The organism is Neorhodopirellula pilleata, from assembly GCF_007859915.1.
GTDB classification, from domain to species: Bacteria; Planctomycetota; Planctomycetia; order Pirellulales; family Pirellulaceae; genus Rhodopirellula; species Rhodopirellula pilleata.
Map to the genome: position 1 here is coordinate 1,039,406 of NZ_SJPM01000001.1, position 19,179 is coordinate 1,058,584.

General features: G+C 55.9%; 10 protein-coding genes. 7 read left to right on the plus strand and 3 right to left on the minus strand.

Features of this window, described 5'->3' with window-relative positions:
- The first annotated feature begins 149 nt into the window (after positions 1–149).
- Together Pla100_RS03415 and Pla100_RS03420 are read left to right on the plus strand one after the other, a co-directional pair.
- On the plus strand, positions 150–2,729 hold the full coding sequence (locus Pla100_RS03415) for a DUF1592 domain-containing protein (RefSeq protein ID WP_146576224.1): 2,580 nt from the start codon (positions 150–152) through the stop codon (positions 2,727–2,729).
- A gap of 100 nt (positions 2,730–2,829) precedes the next feature.
- A complete protein-coding gene (locus Pla100_RS03420; RefSeq protein WP_146576225.1) occupies positions 2,830–4,158 on the plus strand; it encodes a DUF1552 domain-containing protein in 1,329 nt (442 codons plus the stop codon).
- Between the two features lie 106 nt (positions 4,159–4,264).
- Here Pla100_RS03420 and Pla100_RS03425 read toward each other — a convergent pair whose 3' ends face one another.
- Together Pla100_RS03425 and Pla100_RS03430 are read right to left on the minus strand one after the other, a co-directional pair.
- On the minus strand, positions 4,265–5,998 hold the full coding sequence (locus Pla100_RS03425) for a vWA domain-containing protein (protein ID WP_146576226.1): 1,734 nt from the start codon (positions 5,996–5,998) through the stop codon (positions 4,265–4,267).
- 40 nt (positions 5,999–6,038) lie between these two features.
- On the minus strand, positions 6,039–6,638 hold the full coding sequence (locus tag Pla100_RS03430) for a DJ-1/PfpI family protein (RefSeq protein ID WP_146576227.1): 600 nt from the start codon (positions 6,636–6,638) through the stop codon (positions 6,039–6,041).
- Positions 6,639–6,824: 186 nt separating this feature from the next.
- Here Pla100_RS03430 and Pla100_RS30310 point away from each other — a divergent pair, with 186 nt between their 5' ends.
- The 5 genes from Pla100_RS30310 (at position 6,825) to Pla100_RS03455 (ending at position 16,738) form a co-directional block, all read left to right on the plus strand.
- A complete protein-coding gene (locus Pla100_RS30310; RefSeq protein WP_197167669.1) occupies positions 6,825–8,660 on the plus strand; it encodes an outer membrane protein assembly factor BamB family protein in 1,836 nt (611 codons plus the stop codon).
- A 196-nt stretch (positions 8,661–8,856) separates the two neighbouring features.
- Positions 8,857–11,403: a DNA gyrase subunit B gene (locus Pla100_RS03440; RefSeq protein WP_390620555.1), complete on the plus strand. Its 2,547-nt coding sequence runs from the start codon at positions 8,857–8,859 to the stop codon at positions 11,401–11,403.
- 507 nt (positions 11,404–11,910) lie between these two features.
- On the plus strand, positions 11,911–13,272 hold the full coding sequence (locus Pla100_RS03445; protein WP_146576229.1) for a carboxypeptidase-like regulatory domain-containing protein: 1,362 nt from the start codon (positions 11,911–11,913) through the stop codon (positions 13,270–13,272).
- Positions 13,273–13,690: 418 nt separating this feature from the next.
- Complete coding sequence (locus Pla100_RS03450; RefSeq protein ID WP_390620556.1) at positions 13,691–14,815, plus strand: hypothetical protein; 1,125 nt, start codon at positions 13,691–13,693, stop codon at positions 14,813–14,815.
- A 483-nt stretch (positions 14,816–15,298) separates the two neighbouring features.
- Positions 15,299–16,738, plus strand: a complete 1,440-nt coding sequence (locus Pla100_RS03455) for an aldehyde dehydrogenase family protein (RefSeq protein WP_146576231.1) — start codon at positions 15,299–15,301, stop codon at positions 16,736–16,738.
- Positions 16,739–16,845: 107 nt separating this feature from the next.
- Here Pla100_RS03455 and Pla100_RS03460 read toward each other — a convergent pair whose 3' ends face one another.
- Positions 16,846–19,113, minus strand: coding sequence for a protein kinase domain-containing protein (locus Pla100_RS03460; protein WP_146576232.1), 2,268 nt, complete (start codon positions 19,111–19,113; stop codon positions 16,846–16,848).
- Between the last annotated feature and the right edge of the window lie 66 nt (positions 19,114–19,179).

Below are 19,179 nucleotides of genomic sequence, written 5' to 3' on the forward strand. Positions count from 1 at the left end.
ACAGCGTCCGCCGATCGTTCGGTTCGAGTAAGCTTCCTTCGCAGAACGTTTCGGTTGTGTCTCGGCGGCCCTCTGCGTCTCAGCGGCCTCTGCGCTTTAAGATCCTTCGATATCCGTTTCAGATTAAATAAGTTTTGAAGAACACAAATATGAAATGGCTTTTCCAACGAACTCGCCCCTTGCCGCCGACCTTGTTTGTCGCCGTCATGATATTGGCAGGATGGATTGCACCGGTGTGTCCGGTGATGGCAGAATCCGAAGAGTTCCAGCCCGATCAGACCGGGTTTGATCGAGACGCGTTTCCCCTCCTGACGACGTTTTGTTTGGATTGCCATGGTCCAGACACCCAAGAAGGCGAGTTCCGTGTAGACCGTCTATCCGAGCAAATGACCGATCGGGCTAACGCATCGCGGTGGGCCGAGGTCGTCAATGTTCTCAATAGCCACGAGATGCCACCGGAGGATTCCCGGCAACCCAGCCCCGAGCTGGTTGCGATATTGGTTGATTGGGTGACCGGTGAAATGAAGCGGGCGGAGAAGTTCAATCGCAGTGCCGATGTTGTACTCCGCCGGCTCAACCGGGCCGAATACAAGAATACGATTCGCGACTTGATCGGAGTCGAATTCGATGTTTCGGCATTTCCCGAAGACGCAAGTGCGGGCGGGTTCGATAACAACGGCGGGGCCCTGTCGGTTTCGCCGATGCAGATTGAAACCTACCTGCAGTCGGCCCGAGAGATCTTGGACAAGGCGATTGTAACGGGCGAAAGGCCCGAATCGATCCGTTGGCGGTTCGAACCTGAATCAGGCGATAGCGATGGCAATCGCGTGAAGTACGGCGACAACAACGCGATCGTCAATGGTGGCCAAAATCCCGTTTATGGAAACGGACGGCTGATCGCATTTGATCGCTGGAACAAGAGCATCAACGCGCGTGATTTCCGAGTCCCCACGCCGGGGCCTTATGTGGTTCGCATTCACGCCGGTGGCCTCGTACCGACTCGCGAAGATGTCGTGAAAATGGCAACCCGATTCCATCAAGAACTGTTTGATAATCGGATGCGAGAGAAGCCGCAGGACGAACGACATCATCGCCATAACATGGATCGCGAGATCGAGCACATGAAAGTGTCATCGATTTACAACTACGGTCCTCCACGAGTACGCGTCACCGTGCATCAAGGAGGTCAACCGACGATCATCGGCGAAGCCGATGTGACGGGCGGCATCGACGATGGGAATCTGCAAACGCTTGAGTTTCCTGGTGAAATGGGGACCGAGAAATCCGGCATCACCTTGCAAAACTCGTACACGCTTCGGCGAATCCTTGAGAACATCACCGTCCATGGTCAAGACGATTTCCCTCGCCCTTCGCTATTGGTCGATTGGTTCGAGTTGGAGGGCCCGGTTTATCCTGTTTGGCCACCCCAATCACACACACGATTGCTTCCCAAGCCGATTCCGGAATCGGCGAATGAACAACGCGAGTATGCCAAAGAGGTGTTGACGCGTTTTATGCCTGCCGCCTATCGCCGACCCGTTGAATCGGCGGAAGTGGCGGAGAAGTTGTCGCTCTATGATATGGCGTGGAAGCAAACAGAGGACTTCATCGAATCGATCAAAATTGCACTGACTTCGGTGCTGGTTTCACCCAATTTTCTTTACCTTGCCGAACCGGAAGACGAATCCGAATTAACCGATTTTGAACTGGCGTCGCGCCTGTCGTACTTTTTGTGGTCGACGATGCCTGATGACGAACTTTTGAGTCTTGCACAGGACGGTCGGTTGAGCGATCCGAAAACGCGAGCGGCTCAAGTCGATCGAATGCTAGCGGATCCCAGGAGCGTGTCACTGGCCGAGAACTTTGCGGCCCAGTGGTTGGGCTTGCGTGAGATCGGTGCCAATCCGCCGGCGGAAGATCTGTTCCCTCGCTACGACGATCACTTGGAAGAATCACTTGCTCGCGAATCCAAAGCATTCTTCATGGAAGTCTTGTTAAACGATCTGTCGATTTCGACGTTCATCGATTCAGACTTCGCGATGCTTAACGAACGCTTGGCTCGGTTTTACAACATCGAAGGCGTCCGGGGCGACAAGGTTCGCCGGGTTTCGATCGATCCGTCGACTCATCGAGGCGGTTTGCTGACACAGGCTTCGATCTTGACGACGACCAGCAACGGGACCCGGACGACGCCGGTCAAGCGCGGCACCTGGATTTTGAAAACGCTGCTCAACGCGGATCCGGGACTGCCGGTCGCCAACGCCGGTGAAATTTCACCGAAGGTTCCCGGTCTCGATAAAGCAACGGTGCGACAACGTCTGGAGATTCACCGCGAGTTACCGCAATGTGCGCGGTGTCATGACAAGATCGATCCACTCGGGTTTGCGCTGGAAAACTTCGATGCGTCGGGTCAATGGCGCGAACGCGAAGGATTCGGATACAAAGGCCGCGTCGGTGATAACGATCCGTTGATCGACGCGACCGGACGATTACCGGACGGTACCGAGATCGACGGGATCGACGGGCTCAAGGAAGCGTTGCTCGCCCGACGTGAGCAATTGCACGAGGCACTCGCAACCAAACTGTTCAGTTATGCTTTAGGGCGAGAGATGACGTTGGTCGATCGCGAGGACATCCGACGCGCCACGATGCTTACTCAGACGCATCGCCCCGACCTGCGAACGCTGATCAAAGCGATCGTGATGAGTCAATCATTTCTTCAACGATGAGATGCCGACGATCGTGATACAATGACAATCCGGCAGTGGATCGTACCGAACTACTTGGCTCCGTTTTCACGGAACATTCCTCATTCCCTACTTCGTCATCATGAGTGCTCATCCTTTTCGTCTGTCGCGTCGTCATGTCTTACGAGGCTTGGGCGTCTCGCTCACATTGCCACTGCTCGACGTGATGAAGGAAACGCAAGCGGCCCCGTCGAAATTCAAACCGCTTCAACGCAGCGGTGCGGCGCATCCTCGGGCGGTGTTTTGTTACGTCCCCAACGGTGTCAACATCCTCGAATGGATGCCCAAGGACGAAGGTGTTGATTACACGCTTTCGCCCACACTGAAGACCTTAGAGAAGCACAAGTCCGATTTTACGGTGTTCACCGGACTCGGTCATCCCGCGTCCGATGGTGGGCATGCGGGAGCCGACACGTGGCTGACGGCCGCTGATTTGGACGCCACGCCGGGCAAGGACTATCGCAATTCGGTGTCGGCCGATCAGGTGATCGCGGCGAAGCATGGCGAGGAGACTCGGTTCCCGTCGCTTCAGCTTTCTGATCAGTCCGGAACCGGTTCGGCATTGCACTCGCATACCTTGTCGTTTGATCGCAATGGCACTCCGCTGCCCGCCGAAAACTCTCCCCGCCGGTTGTTCGATCGATTGTTTGTTCCTGAGTCGAGCGCCGACCGCGAAGCCACACTGAAGCGCTACGCACTGAGAAAATCGATCCTCGATAGTGTTCAGGAGGAAACCAAACGACTCGGCAAACGACTCGGCAAGTCCGATCGAGAAAAGCTGGCTCAATACTATCAATCCGTTCGCGAGACGGAGACCCGCGTCGATCGATTGACGAATTGGGTCGATGTCCCCAAGCCCGAAGTTTCCGATCAGGATTTGCAACTCGACAGCCAACCGGGCAACGCTCACGACCGGCCGATGTGGCTCGACGTGATGTTGGAACTGAGCTACCTCGCGATGATCACCGACACGACTCGTGTGATCTCGTTCGAGTGGTCACGCGAGGCAGGTGGATTCGGGGGCGGTGGTGAGAATCATCACGAACTTTCCCATCACGGCGGTGATGCCGAAATGCTGAAACGACTCGCTCAGATTGATCGTTTTCATTTGCAACGACTCAATCGGTTTTTGGATTTCTTGTCCGAGACTTCCGAAGGTGAGGGCTGCATGCTTGACCAGACGATGATCCTGTTCGGATCGGGAATGAACAGCGGTGAGGGTGGCGAACACTCACCAAAAAACTTGCCCATACTCGTCGCGGGTGGCAAGTCGTTGGGGGTACGTCACAGCGGACACGTTGCTCATGATCCCGACAAGCATCCACCGCTATCGAATCTTTTGCTATCGATGATCCAAAAGACCGGAGTGGAAGCGGACCGATTCGCCGATTCGACATCGACGTTGGTTTAGAGCCTATCCGAAAAGGGGGCTGACCCTTTGGAGGCGATTCGATATTCGTTGTTTTCCTGGTATCGCCCGAGAGGGTCAGACCCCTTTTCGGATAGGCACTTCACTTTCAGCGAGATTCGGGTTTGGGGACGTGGCGATATTGACCGTGGTTTTGCTCCGCGATCCGTCGCATTCGGGTTTCGCCTTCGCGACTGTAGTAGCTGATCGTGTGAATAATACTGACCGGTGATTCGTCGCCGAACAGGTTCGTGACTAGGTTGTTTTCCTTCAAGATGTCTTCGATCTTAGCTGGGAACTCACCGTCGGATAACAAAAAGATCACATCGGGTTTGAGCGTCTTGAGTGCATATTCGAGTGGTTCGTAAGGAGCTCGACCGCGGTCCATGGAAACCCGCATCGCCCACGCTTTCAAACGTGATTTGTTTTCGGGCGTTGCGTACACGCTTCGCGGTTCGTCTTGGTCGGCCCTTGTGATCCGCATGTAGTCACAATTGGCGTCGAAAAAGATGACATAGAAACGCTGCTTTGGGGTCAACATCTCGATCGAATCCAAAAGGGCGCGACGGGCCGACACGAACGCGTCGCCCATGCTGCCTGAGCTGTCGACTAAATAGACGAAGTGGTTGCCGCCACCTTCGACGCCACAAAACTCCATCTTCGATTGGGAATCCGACTTCAGGGCCTTCAGCGCCGACGAACTGTTCAGGTTGGGTTGGGACAACGAAGCCATCGATGCCATTGGCTGCGAGACCGCCGCGACGACATCGGATGTCACGTCGACCTTCGCCATTTCGCCGAGCGGGCTGACGTCATATTGGGTTTCATCAGACGCGGTTTCGGTGGGTTCGTCCATGGGCTCGACCGCTTCAATTTCAAACGTTTCCATTGCCGATTCGCTCGATTCACTCGTCGACGCGGAAAGGGCGACTTGGTCCTTTGGCATGGCATTGGACAGCGTGAAGCCCGCCAGGATGACAAGGATCAAAACATGAATCGCGGTGCTAACGACCAATGCCATCGGATGGCGGCGGCGGGTCGTGGTCTCGTCTTCGTCTGTCAGAGCCACGATCGCGACGGGTGGCTCCGTTTGCGATTCCGTCGCGGTTTCGGCCACCGGTTCGTCGTTGGCCGCAAACTTCGGATCGTCAGCAGCGTCGACTGATTCACCGTCAGGAACGGGCAGAACTGGAGCACCATTCACTGCACCTGAGTCCGCCGCAGCAACCTCTTCCGAATCGTTGCCGGGCGACTCGAGTGGTTCTTTCGCGTCCAAGTGCTCCGCTTGGGAAGGTTCGGTTACGACCAACGCTGCTTGCATTCGAGGGGCTCGAACCGAGTGATGAGCGGAGTCAACTCGAAACAACGCATCGGAGTCGCCCGCACCGCCGCCGGTACGCATCCGTTGGGCGTATGCCACCCGCGCATCGCGAATGGCGTCCCAGGATTCGAATCGGCGGACCACCTTGGGAGTTGGAGCGATTGGTTCGAGTGGCGAGCTCTCATCTCGGCGGGAGCTGATGTCGGAGATCGGATCGACTCGCGACCACGAATTCAACCGGCCGTCTGATAGTCCGAGTTGCGATAGCTCGCGATCGGAAAGCACTTCTCCCGCATCGATCCGCTCGATCAGTTCTTCGAGATGTTCGGCGGAAGCTTCCAAGCGAGCCGCGTTGGCTTCCAATCGTGCCGCTTCGGCTTGGCGACGGACGCGAATCAGTTCGTGTTGGATTCGCACCCTCGGATCGAGATCACCCATTGGAGGGAGGCTCGGCGGAGGATCCATCCGAGGAGAATCACTCACCGGAGGGTCACTTGGTCGATCGGAATTGGGCTGATTCATTGGTTTCGCTACCCGCCCTTTCGATGAACTGAATGAAGCATTACGGAGTCATGAGCAAGCGTTGGAATTCGCGGATCCAAGCCGGATGTGCGGGCCAGGCTGGCGCGGTGACGAGGTTCCCTTCGACGTGGGCCGTGTTCATGCCCTCGCCGGGTGGAACGTATTGACCTCCCGCGGCGGTCACCTCCGGCGCAACGGCTGGATAACAACTGCATTGCCGTCCGCTTAAGACGCCGGCGGCGACGAGGATCTGGGGGCCATGACAGATCGCCGCGATCGGTAGATTCCGCTCGGCGAAATGCCGCACCATCGCCAGTACGTCCTGATTGAGCCTCAAGTATTCCGGCGCACGACCTCCGGGGATGACAAGTGCGTCGAACGATGTGAGATCGACGGCGGAGAAATCTGCGGTGACGGCGAACCGATGCCCCGGTTTTTCGGTATAAGTCTGATGACCCTCAAAATCGTGAATGGCGGTCGCGACCGAGTCGCCAGCTTTTTTGCCGGGGCACACTGTGGCGACGTCATGACCGAGCATCAGCAACATTTGAAAGGGCACCATGGCTTCGTAGTCCTCGACGAAATCGCCTACGAGCATCAGGATTCGCTTGGCCGGGCCGGTCGGAAAGTCTTGCGTCATGTTCAGAACGGGGCTCTGTTTGGGGGGAGACTAGATTATCAAAGGATGGCTCGAACCACTTTATCCGAATTGGAAGCCGTGAGGGCGGCAGATCGGAGGCGAAAATTGGCCTTTGTGTCGGCAATGGATTACAATGGGACTCGCTCTTTTCTCTTCTCTTGGACGATCTTTTCGCGGATCAACGTCATGACCCGATTTCAGCCGATGCCAGTGTCCGTGCCATTGTTCGATCGAGCGTGCTGCTTTTTGCGGCCTTTTTTCGGGACATTCTGTCTTTTAGTCGGGATCGCTTCGTTGCCGGAATTGCGAGCCGAACATGCGTTATTGACGCCGGATGAATTATCGCGAACGGATCTGGAGGAGGCTTGGCAACGCCAACTCAGCACTCCGGCGGGAGCGCAATCGATCGTCGACCACAAAATCCACGTTCATGGTGACGGCGTGAAACAGTACGTCGAAGTGGTAGGCAAAACAGGCGCGACCGATCCCACGAAAGCGGCTGCGCCGAAAGCCACCAAGGGAACCGATCAATCTCAAAAGGATAGCGGATCGGGCGGTAAAGGCGTGATCTACGCGCGGTACTTGCTCGAGGTCGTCGACGATCCGGCCACGGCGGGCAATGACGCCACTGGGGTTTCGACGACTGGTTTAATGTCGTCGGACCAGCGTCGAATCGGCGGACTCGGACGGGCCGCGTTCGGTCGTGGTGAGTTCGCATCGAGCGGTTTGCTCGATCGCGCCGAAGCAGAACGGCTCGCTCGAAACGACATCCGGCGTCTCAAACTTCGTGGGATCGAAGCGGAAATCCAATCCACTGAAGTTCCCCGCGTGCGGCTCTATACACTGTTTAATGACGGCACAATCGAGTCCCGAGATGCCGAAACCGGCGAATTAGTTTGGCTGCACCGGGTCGGTTCGCCCGTCCGAGGATACGGCGGACTGAGTGTCGGAGACCAATTCATCACGATCCTCAACGGGGGCGAGATTGTTCGTTTGGACATCGCCAACGGTCAAGAACTCGGCACCGATCAAATGCGATACGTCCCGCTCCGTGGCGTCAAGCAATGCGGGGAGTTCGCGGTCGTTCCGTCGATCGGCGATCGAATCGTTGCTTACCCGTTGGTCAATTTGCGCCGGGATATTTTTGAAGAGATCGTCAGCGGGGCAGCCCTTTCGATGCCGACCCGCGCGATCGGGTCCGAAAAACTTTGCTGGGGCAGCGAAGGTGGCTTTGTCTATGTAATAGAGATGGCCGGTGAACCCAATATCCAGTTTCGTTTGAATACCGATGGAATTGTCGTCGGTGCACCTGCGGCGGCACCGGGTCAACGGTTTTTCTTCGGTTCCGAATCGGGCCAAATTTACGGATTGCGAGCCACTCGATCCGGCCAAGTCCTGTGGAGCCGTCCGACGGGCGATCCGATTTACGATTCACCTTATTTCTTCGACGAGAAGGTTTTGTTTCGATCCACCTACGGGAACCTAACCTGCGTGGACGCCAGCACGGGATTGAGTGTTTGGGATCGGTCGATCGGTGGGATCGCTGAGGTGATCGGTGTTTTGGACGGTCGCGTCTTCGCTCGGACGATGTCCGGTTCGATGGTGGTCTTGGACTTAGGCACCGGCAAGATCGCGGTACGCTTGAATAGCATGAGCCCTCGCGTGCTGCAGACGAACGTCCAGACCGATCGCATTTACTTGGTCAATAATAGCGGGACGTTGCAGTGCCTGCGTCCGGTGGGCAAAGAAATGCCGACCATTTCGACGACGACTGAAAAGCAGGCGGGTGCCGAGCAACTCGCCGCAGACGAGAAACAGAAAGCCAAACAAAAACCCAAAAACGATGGCGGGGCGGATCCGTTCGCTCCCGCCATGGCGGACCCGTTCGGTGCTGGTGGCGGAGCGGATCCGTTCGGTGCGGGCGGTGGGGCCGATCCATTCGCGCCCGCCGCTGGCGGGGCCGCCGACCCGTTTGCCCCGGCGGGCGGAGGCGACGATCCCTTCGGAGCCAATCCGTTCTGAGGACGCCTCACGCTCGAGCGGATCATTTGCTACACTCTAGCCTGCTAGTTTGTGGCTTTTCGTCCGTTTTTGTCGGCTTTGCGGCCGTCCGTTTATGAGCGACTCATCCTCCCCCGACTCCGCCCCCGAACGCACCTCGCCTGATCCTCAAGATCACTTGGACGATCCCACTTCACCGCCTTCGGTTGCGGTCGAAATGCCAGGCGCGCAAGGCATACCAGTCGACGAGAACGGTGAGCCTGACATGCGATCACCTGCCGCAAATTCGCAGTACACCGATAAGGACTTGCAACACCTTTCGGACCTCGAGCACGTCCGGGAGCGTCCCGGCATGTACATCGGCGATACGACCGCCCGCGGGCTGCACCATCTCGTCTACGAAGTCGTTGACAATTCGATCGACGAGGCGATGGCGGGATTCGCGAAAACGGTCAGCGTCGTCGTTCATAACGACGGTAGTGTGACGGTCGACGACGACGGACGTGGAATCCCGGTCACCAAGCACGAACAACTTTCGGAGGAACTCGATCGGGAGGTCAGCACGCTCGAGGGCGTGATGACCGTCTTGAAATTTGGCGGCAAGTTCGAGAAAGGGGCCTACCAAACCTCTGGGGGTTTGCACGGTGTTGGCGTGACGGTCGTCAACTTCCTCAGCCAATGGGCCGAAGTCGAAGTCAGTCGCGACGGATCAACGTGGAGCCAACAATACGAACGTGGTGTCGCGACGGGACCGATCAAGAAAGGTCGGCCGACGCAGAAGTCCGGCACGAAGGTGACTTTCAAAGCCGACAGCCAAATCTTCAGCACCACGAAGTACAGCTTCGATGTGTTGCAAAAACGCTTGCAGGAACTCGCGTTTCTCAACAGCGGTGTGCGGATCAAATTCCTTGATGAACGAAACGGCGAAGGCGGCGATTACAAGTACGAACGCGGGATTGTCGAATTTGTCGAACACCTCAATCGGGCCAGTGACGCGTTGCACAGCGACGTGATCCATTTCGTTGGACATCGGGAAGGCGTCGAGTACGACATCGCGATGCAGTACAGCACCGAGTTTACCGAAACGGTGCAGTCGTACGTCAATAACATTCACACGGTCGAAGGCGGCACGCACGTTTCCGGCTTTCGTTCGGCATTGACGCGAATGCTCAACAATTATGGCAAAAAAGAAGGACTTTTTAAAACCACCACGCCGACCGGCGACGACTTTCGCGAAGGCCTAACCGCCGTAATCAGTGTCCGCGTCCCGCACCCCCAGTTCGAAGGCCAGACCAAGACCAAACTCGGTAACGGCGAAGTCGACGGGATTATCACCAGCGGTGTCGGCGAGCAATTGGCGAAGTACTTGGAAGAAAACCCCAAGGTCGCCAAGATCATCGTCCGCAAGGGTTTGCTCGCCGCCGAGGCTCGGGAGGCCGCTCGCAAGGCCAAGGACCAACTCCGCAAACGCAAAGACGCCCTCGGCGGCGGCGGATTGCCGGGTAAACTTCGGGACTGCATCTCCAAGAATATGGAAGAGTGCGAAGTCTATCTCGTCGAAGGTGATTCGGCCGGTGGATCGGCCGAAGGGGGACGGATGCGGGAGTTTCAGGCGATCTTGCCGCTGCGCGGAAAGATCATCAATGCCTACAAAAGTCGCGAAGACAAGGTGCTCGCCAACGAAGAAGTCCAGTCGATGATCCAAGCGATCGGGACAGGAATCGGGGCGGACCAAGACTTAACACGTCGTCGTTACAACAAGGTCGTCATCATGACCGACGCGGACGTTGACGGCAGCCATATTCGGACCCTGTTGCTGTGTTTCTTTTATCGCCAAATGTACCAACTCGTCGCCGCCGGGCATGTCTACGTTGCCCAGCCTCCGCTATTTCGCGTTACGCACGGCAAGACGAGGTATTACGTGCAAACCGAAGAAGAAATGAAGTCTCAACTGCTCGAACGCGGTTTGAGCGAAACGATTTTTGAAGCCGAAGACGGCCGGCGGATCGAAGCCGAGCAGATGCGAGCCTTGGCCGGAGCACTCGCCGGTATGGAAGACGCGATCCTGGCCTTGGAGCGACGGGGCGTCAGCCTAAAAGTTCACGCAATGCGATTCGACCCGGTGACCGGGAAACTGCCGCCGTTGTTGATCGCTTTGCAAGGCGAGGAAAACTGGTTCCATACTCTCGAAGAGGTCGAACAGTTCCTCGCTGATCGAGGGGCGATTTTGGACATGGATCTCGCTGAAGAGGAAGCCGAAACGGAGCAATCCGGCGACGACGCGTCCGCTCAAGCAGCCACGGCGGACAAAGCCGACCAGCCGGAGCGACTGGTCGCCCACCTGACCGAGTTGCACGAAGTCCGCACGATCAACGGCGGTTTGAAAGATTTACAGCCGCTTGGTTTCGGACTCGATGACTTGATTCCCGCCGACCGAACCGGGTCGACAACGCCGCGATTTGAAATCGTTCGCGGCGAAGACGTCCGGCGGCCCATGGAAGACCTCCGCGCTCTACTACCGGAAATCCGGGCGGCCGGGGAAAAAGGTCTTTCCGTTACCCGCTTTAAAGGTCTGGGTGAAATGAACGCCGAAGAGCTGCGGGAAACGACCCTCGACCCTGCCAACCGAACACTGATCAAGGTTAACCTGACCGATGCCGGGGCGGCCGACGAAATGTTCCGGCTCTTGATGGGTGACAAAGTTGAGCCTCGCCGCGAGTTCATCGAAACCCACGCGTTGGATGTCCGCAATTTAGACGTCTAATGCTTTTTTAAGCTTGGAAGCTGGGGTTAACGAAGTGAGCCGACGGCGCTAGCGGCGTGTTGATTTAATCGTAACCCGAAGCGTGAGCGAGGGATTCATCACCATTAAGTCCTTTGTATGTATCCCTCGCTCACGCTTCGGGTTTCGATGAGGACTAAATCAACAGCCCGCTACCGCGTTCGGCTCACCCTGGGCTAAACAAACGGATGGGCCGTTGGCCCGAAAACCGCACTGACCTCCGCTCGCTTCGCCGAAAGGCGTGGTACCAAACTTACGCAACCCGAAGTCGCGGCAACCCCAACTTTCTAGCAGACCGGGCAGATGCCCTGCCCATGATCGGCAAAAACTTCAAATCACAAAAAAACAGACAATTTCCAGAATTCACCCAAAAAAACGTGGATAAATTACCTATCTTCGCGTATCATCAACAGGAATCTCCTAATCGGAACTCTCCACCCCGAGTTTCGGCCTGAGTACCCGTTGAAAATACCCCATGAGAGTCACGCTATGAACCGTTCAATTGCCTTAGCCGGCTTGGTCTTGATGACCATGACTGTTGCCTTGGCTGAAGAGACTTCGCTTAAGTCGACCAATTATTTGACCGTCCCACAGTGGGTCAGTCCTGAGACTCCGGGCGAGTTAACCGGGCGTGTCGTTCTTCCGTCGTCTTCAGGGTCCTTGTCGACAATCGCAGATGCGACTGTCGTGATGACAAACGATCGTGGCGCTTCCGTTCGTGGCAAAACCGACTCGCAAGGAAAATTCAAGCTGAGTGGTGTGGAATCGGGAGTCTACGCAATGACCGCGCGGGCCAAGGGAGTATTTGCCTGTTGTGCCATGCACGTGGTTGATGGACAGTCTCAGTTTCCGTCCGAGGTCGAATTGTCGGCCGCTGCGATTGACTATTCTCTCATCAAGTCTTCGATCATTCGATATGTTCCGCCGGCCGGGAAGTTTAGCCCCGTTTCGATCGAAGCGGCGGACTTCAGCAGTGTCTCGGCCTTCGCTGTCAATGCGACACCTTTTCGAGTCATGCAGAGCGACGACGGTGGGCTCCGAGGCCAAATTCGCCTTGCGGGCGCTGATGTGGATACTGCCGGTTTGAATAACGTGTTTCTTGTTCAAGACGGTGAGATCATCGATCGGGTAGTCACTGACGAGAGCGGGAGGTTCCAATTCGAGAAGGTCAATACAGGTGACTATTCGATCATGGCGCTTGGGCAACGCGGAATGGCTATGATCGGATTCGAATTGGTCGGCGAATTGGAGCAGGTTTCGTTCAACAATTTCAACGGTCAGCAAACGTTGGTCGTCCAAAACACTCCCTCGGCACCGGAAGCCATCTCCAGAGGCCAAATCGTTTTGCCCGCAGGCCAAAAGCTATCGATCACGCTTCCCAATGAGGTGATCGTGCAGATCGCTCCTTTACCGCAGGCCGTAGAGTCAGTTGAAGAAGCGTCCGATGAGCCGTTGGACGAGGGAGTCATTCTTGAGGAAGGCTTCCCCATGGCAGACGCGCTTCCCGTTGACCAGTTCGGCAACCCGATTTCAGGCTTTGATCAATTCGGCAATCCGATCACGGGCTTTGATCAATTTGGTAACCCGATCAGTGGTTCACCCGGCATGGGTGGACTCGGTGGTGCACCAGGTGCCGGCGGGGCAGCCGGTGGTGGTGCTCTTGGTGGCGGTGGTGCAACTGGCGGCGGGGGCTTCGCGGGTGGTGGCGGTGCCGGTGCGGGCGGTTTGGGTGGCGGACTTGGTGGGCTTGCCTCTCTAGCTGGTCTGGCTGGTATCGCTGCGGCGACGTCCAACGACAACAATTCTGGAACCTTGGCTCCTCCTCCTGCAGCCAGCCCTGCGGCTCCCTAACGCTTCGTCAAAATACAGAATTAGGGATAGTGGAGTGAGCCGACGGCGCTAGCCGCGGGCATTGCTCGACGCCCGACGCTAGCGGGCTGTTGATTTAGTCGTTTAACGGCAAGCCGCAGGCGACAGAACTTGAGAACGCAGACGCCTGCGGCTTGCCGTTAAACGAAAACGCCCAATCGTGCACTAAATCAACAGCCCGCTAGCGCGTTCGGCTCACCCTAAAAACAAGTTTTAACGAAGCACCCGTCCGGCTTCCATGACTGAGAACACTGAACCTCGAAGCGAATCGCTTCGAGGTTTTTTATTGACCTGTCACCTCTAGGTAGACACTTTCCGGCGCGGCATAATGGATTCAAGCCCGCCCATTCTCGTTTTCCATTCCCCGCCTGAGAAATCCATGAGCATCGTCGACGAATCCATGAACAGCGAATTAAGCAGTGAGGTCCAATCCTTAGCGTCCGCCGCTCTCGATCGGCTAAACGAACACACGCTCAAGACGGTGCATTGGCACTTCAGTGAAGAGACCGGTAGCCCTTTTTGGCTTGAGAAAAAATCGCAATTGAACTTTGACCCACTGACCGACGTGAAGAGTTTTGACGATCTGAAAAAATTTCCGCACTTCGAAGACGAGTGGTTGCGAGGCGGTCCGATTCGTCGTTGGGTTCCCAAAGGCCATGCGGGTAAGCCCGTTTATGTGTTCGAAACCGGTGGCACCACCGGTATTCCCAAAAGCCGCATGGTGATTGAGGATCACTGGAAGGATTACGAGCTCTTCAGCGACACTTTGCCAGAGAAGTACTTTCCGCGCGGCGCGAACTGGCTGATGCTTGGTCCCAGCGGCCCGCGGCGTCTCCGGTTGGCCGTCGAGCATTTGGCCCAGTACCGTGAAGGGATTTGTTTTTGCATCGACTTGGATCCACGTTGGGTGGTGAAGCTGATCAAAAAGGGATGGATGGAACATCTTGAGGAATACAAGAAACATTGCATCGATCAGGCGGTCACGATTCTTACCGCCGGCCATGACGTGAAGTGCATGTTCACGACGCCGAAGCTACTTGAATCGCTTGGCGAAGCTCTCGAAGAGAAAGGCACCAGTCTCAGCGAAGTAGGAATTACGGGGATCTTTTCCGGCGGCACTGAGTTCACGCCGCAATGGACCCGATTTTGTGTTGAGGAACTCCTGGGTGGTTCGCCGGAGGAAGGCGGCGTCTTCATGACACCGACTTATGGCAATACGTTGATGGGTTTGGCGTGTAGCAAACCGATTTCTGCCGAGGACGGTTACAAGATTAGTTATTATGCCCCGCAACCTCGCGCCGTCACGGAAGTCGTGACATTCGATGACTACAACCAACTGGTCGGCTACGGCGAGACCGGACGTGTGAAACTTTATACGCTAACGGACGAGTTCTTCGTTCCCGGTTTCATGGAACGTGACGAAGGCGAACGCGAACTTCCCTTCAAGACGTATCCATGGGACGGTGTCTCCGGCGTGCGTCCGTTCCACGAACTCGCCAGCGCGACGACGGTCGGCGTTTACTAATTGCCTTTCCAATACCATTGTTTGTACTCCACTCGCTGTGAATGTTGCGACGCTCGTTCACGGCAGTCTTTGTTTTGGGAACCGGAGCCTAGCGGCTCGTTGATTTAATCGTAACCCGACGCGTGAGCGAGGGATCATTGTTAATGACTGATCCTTCGCTTACGCATTTTGAAGTTGCGATTTTTTCGTAACCCGCTGCGTAAGCGAGGGATCATTGATATTGACTCATCCCTCGCTTACGCTTCGGGTTACGAAAAACTAATGCCACAGGCAAAAGTGCAACTTCAAAACTCACGCGTCAGGTTATGATGCAGACTAAATCAACACGCCGCTAACACCCTTCGGCTAACTAGCGAGACCGGATCTCGTTGGGTGCGAAATAGCCGCACCAAATGACGAGTCAACAAGCACTTCACCGAATCCCGTTCGGTAACGTCCAACTCAACCCATCGCTTTTTCCATATACCAAATTTGTTCAATACCATGATCACCCTGAATCCACTCCGTTGGGGCAAGCAGTACGAATCGCTCGACTTCAACGAAGTCGTTCACTTTGATACCGGCGAACCGATCGCACGCGTTGGTACGGTCGGAGGCGGGATTGTCGGACGCGATCTTAAGCAAGCTCACAAGGCTCGCGAAGCACTCTTGGAAGTCCCGACGAGCGAACTGATTGAGATGAGCAAAAAGGCGGCTGAACTATTCGCCAATGGCACATTGACGGTGGGAGATTCGGCGCAGAGTGTCGATGATTTTGTTCATCAACAATCCGCCAGCACCGGATTGCCCGAACACATGTGTCGTTCCAATATGGCAAAAAACAGCTTCGTGCTCAGCCGTATCGATGAGATTCTGCAGTGCTTGACTCGCGGATTGGATCTATCGATCCTGGCAAATGGATTTGGCGATGAAGGCCGTGGCGTCACGGTGAGTTACCAATGTCAGACTCCGATCCTCGGTGCCGTGCTCCCCAATAATTCGCCGGGCGTTCATACGCTATGGCTACCTGCGATCGCATTGCAGGTTGGATTGGCGCTCAAGCCGGGTTCGCAAGAACCTTGGACTCCCTATCGGATGGTTTCGGCGTTCATGGAAGCCGGTGTGCCCGGTGCCGCGTTCGGTTTATACCCCGGTGGCCACGATGCGGGCGGCGCGATCATGACCAAGTCTCCACGCAGCATGATCTTCGGAAGTGCTCAAACAGTGGCGCAGCACGAAGGCAATCCTCGGGTGCAAGCTCACGGGCCGGGCTTTTCGAAGATTCTATTGGGCGACGACGTGGTCGATGATTGGGAGCAGTATCTCGACGTGATGGTCGAAAGTGTATTGAGCAATTCCGGCCGAAGCTGCATCAACTGCTCGGGCATTTGGGCGAGTCGGCATACTCGAGAAATCGCCGCAGCAATCGCCGAGAAAATCGGCCCGGTCGATGTGTTGCCTCCCAACGATGACGATGCTCAATTGGCTGCGTTCACTGTTCCCGCGATGGCTACCGGTACCTGGGCAATGGTCCAACAAGATATGGCCGAACACGGGGTCACCGACATGACGGCCGATTACGGTGACAAATTGATCGAGCGTGAGCATTGTGCGTACTTGAGACCGATGGTCGTCCACGCGGACTCGCACCAGCGGGCGGTCGCGGCCAAGGAATACATGTTCCCATTCGTTAGCGTTGTCGAATGCCCTCAGTCCGAGATGCTTTCCAATATCGGCCCGACATTGGTGGGCACGGTCATTACCGCCAACGAGGACTTCATCACCCGAGCCGGAAGATGCGTGGAGATCGATCGTTTAAACGTCGGTCCCATTCCGACGAATCGGTTGAACTGGTTGCAACCGCATGAAGGCAATATCATCGAGTTCTTATTCCGTAACCGAGCTTACCAAATGGCTCCGCTGTTGACGGCCGCGCACGCTTAGCAGCGCGTGAACATTAATTGCCGCATTGTAAAAGTGGCATAGGCTTCAAGCCTGTGTTTTTATTTCCACAGGCTGGAAGTCTATGCCACTGATTGACGTCGCGAAACTTAGTTTTTTGGTACAGCGAGATACAGTGTGGGCGGTTCGCCGTCTGGGTTGTCGCGGCTAGAGAACAAGGCTGCAGCGTTGTCCTCTTGACCGCCCGCGATGACGAATGTGAGCGTCCTGCGGCCCGATTTGCGAACAAAATCCGTTAAGGCTGGGCTTTGAAAGGAGACGTAACTTTCGTCTGTACCGATAAACTCCAAGTCGACAAGTTGATCGAGAGATTCAAGCCCGTTGGCAGACTCAGAGTTTTCCCACTTGATAGCGAAATCGCCTTCTTCTTGCCAGTCTTCGGCTTCGGCGGTGTCCGCGCCGTAGAGCCTCAGTTCGACCTTGTTGCCCTTGACTGGGGTCAATGATTTCAACCTCACGATGACGTCTTGGATTTCGCTCCGATCCACGTCAACGGACTGTAAGTCGAAACGCAGGTAAGCATGTTGTGCGTCTTCTCCGTTGACGCGTTGAACCATCAAGTTGTTCTTTTTGCCAAAGGACAGTTTGGGCTTTATCTTTCTGACGGTGGCGTCGGCACCTAAGCCAAATTCAGCGGTTACCGGTATGGATCGAGTAGGAACTTTTTTCACAACCGGTTTTGGGCTGGCAACGTCATCGAGCATTTCGGGCTTCATCGAATCAATCGCGGCGATGTCGTCCGTCCTTATGGCGACCGAAGATTCCGATCGGGTTTCGGGAAGCATTGAATCCGGCTCGCTTGGGTTGAGCGAATCGTCAGTGGACGATAGAGATGGCTGGGCAGTAGCGGGTGCATTGGATCGGCCTTGATTTTTTTGTTCGCCTTGAGACTTCTGGTTTCCTTTTCCTTTCCCCTTGATGGGCTGATCTTTGGGACGTTGTTGGTTTTTGTTGCCCGACGGAGTTTTCGTGTTTGGTTGTTCGACGGGTGGTTTCTTGACTGATGAATTATCGTCAGGTCGTTCGGGTTTTGGCGTCGAGTTATTGGTCGGTGTGTTGTTCGCTGGCCCGGCATTCATTGATGCCGAGTCAGGCGACGGGGGCAGCACAACGTAATTTTCTTGATCCGATGGCCAAATCATCCAAACGCCCAATGCCACGAACGCTAGCGTGAGACCGACGCCAGCCGCCAGCCAGACGACGGGACTAACCGTCGTCGCGGGAGCGGACGGCTTGGTTTCCGAGCGAACGGGCGTGCCGCCTTGCTTGATTCGCGACGGCATGGCTGGCGCTGATGCTGCGGGCGAATTTGGATTGGGGAGGGTATTGAGTGCCGGGATCGCAAGCGGATCGTAGTGATCGAAGGCCGGCAACTCCTCGATGATCTCGATCGGTTCTTCGACTTCGGTCGTTTGCTTGCTGACAACCTCTTTGAGACTCGCTTGCAGCTTATTGAGTGACAGTGCGACCTCAGATTTGGCTTCGCATTCGACGGCCACTTTCTTGAGCCGTTTTTCCAGCGCGGCTGCGGACGCGGGGCGATCGACCGGCTCCTTTGCCAGAAGTTGATGAATCAAATCGGCGAGTGGTTGTGGGATGTCGGGATTTAAATCTCGCACTCGTCGCGGTTCATGCGACAACAAGGCCACGAGCTGCTCCGCGATCGCCGGTTTCTGAATCGGCAAGCGACCCGTACACATTTCGTAGAGCACGACACCAAGACTGTATAAATCACTACGATCATCCAAAGGATCGCTGCGAGCTTGTTCGGGCGTCAGATAACCCGGCGTGCCACACACTGATCCGACGCCGGTAAACTCATCGAGCGGTGATTGAGCGAGGGCGAGTCCAAAGTCGAGAATCTTGATCCGATTGCTGTTTTGTTCGATCCAAATGTTGGCCGGCTTGATATCGCGGTGAACGATGCCTTTGGCGTGGGCAGCGGCGAGACCTCGCGAGATTTGGCTAGCGTAATCGATTACCTTGACATAGTCGCGAGCCTCCTTTCGTGCGTTAACGGCTTCAAGCGTTTCGCCTCGCAACATTTCCATCGCCATGAAGGGAGTGCCTTCATGGGTGCCGACTTCAAAGATAACGACCACGTTGTCGTGGTGAACCGCCGCCATCGCTCGAGCTTCTTGCAGGAACCGCTCGCGACTATTGGGCGTCGACGCAATTCGCTTGTTCATCACCTTGAGGGCGACGGCACGTTCCAAGACGGTGTCTTCGGCTCGAAAGACAAATCCCATGCCACCTTTTCCGAGTTCACCGAGGATTCGGTAGTTGCCGAGCATTCCCAAGTCGCCTGGATGCGTTGGTGGCTGCAAAAAATCGTAGGCGTGGGATTGGGTGGTCATGGATGAACGAGAAGAGAAAACGGCATGCCCGAATCGTCTATATCGTAGTACAACGGCACCTCGAAG

Excerpts from the sequence above, each read along its gene's own strand:
- Pla100_RS03460 (WP_146576232.1), bottom strand. The coding sequence starts at position 19,113 with ATGACCACCCAATCCCACGCCTACGATTTTTTGCAGCCACCAACGCAT.
- Pla100_RS03425 (WP_146576226.1), bottom strand. The coding sequence starts at position 5,998 with ATGAATCAGCCCAATTCCGATCGACCAAGTGACCCTCCGGTGAGTGAT.
- Pla100_RS03450 (WP_390620556.1), top strand. The coding sequence starts at position 13,691 with ATGAACAGCGAATTAAGCAGTGAGGTCCAATCCTTAGCGTCCGCCGCT.
- Pla100_RS03420 (WP_146576225.1), top strand. The coding sequence starts at position 2,830 with ATGAGTGCTCATCCTTTTCGTCTGTCGCGTCGTCATGTCTTACGAGGC.
- Pla100_RS03445 (WP_146576229.1), top strand. The coding sequence starts at position 11,911 with ATGAACCGTTCAATTGCCTTAGCCGGCTTGGTCTTGATGACCATGACT.
- Pla100_RS30310 (WP_197167669.1), top strand. The coding sequence starts at position 6,825 with ATGACCCGATTTCAGCCGATGCCAGTGTCCGTGCCATTGTTCGATCGA.
- Pla100_RS03430 (WP_146576227.1), bottom strand. The coding sequence starts at position 6,638 with ATGACGCAAGACTTTCCGACCGGCCCGGCCAAGCGAATCCTGATGCTC.
- Pla100_RS03415 (WP_146576224.1), top strand. The coding sequence starts at position 150 with ATGAAATGGCTTTTCCAACGAACTCGCCCCTTGCCGCCGACCTTGTTT.
- Pla100_RS03440 (WP_390620555.1), top strand. The coding sequence starts at position 8,857 with ATGCCAGGCGCGCAAGGCATACCAGTCGACGAGAACGGTGAGCCTGAC.
- Pla100_RS03455 (WP_146576231.1), top strand. The coding sequence starts at position 15,299 with ATGATCACCCTGAATCCACTCCGTTGGGGCAAGCAGTACGAATCGCTC.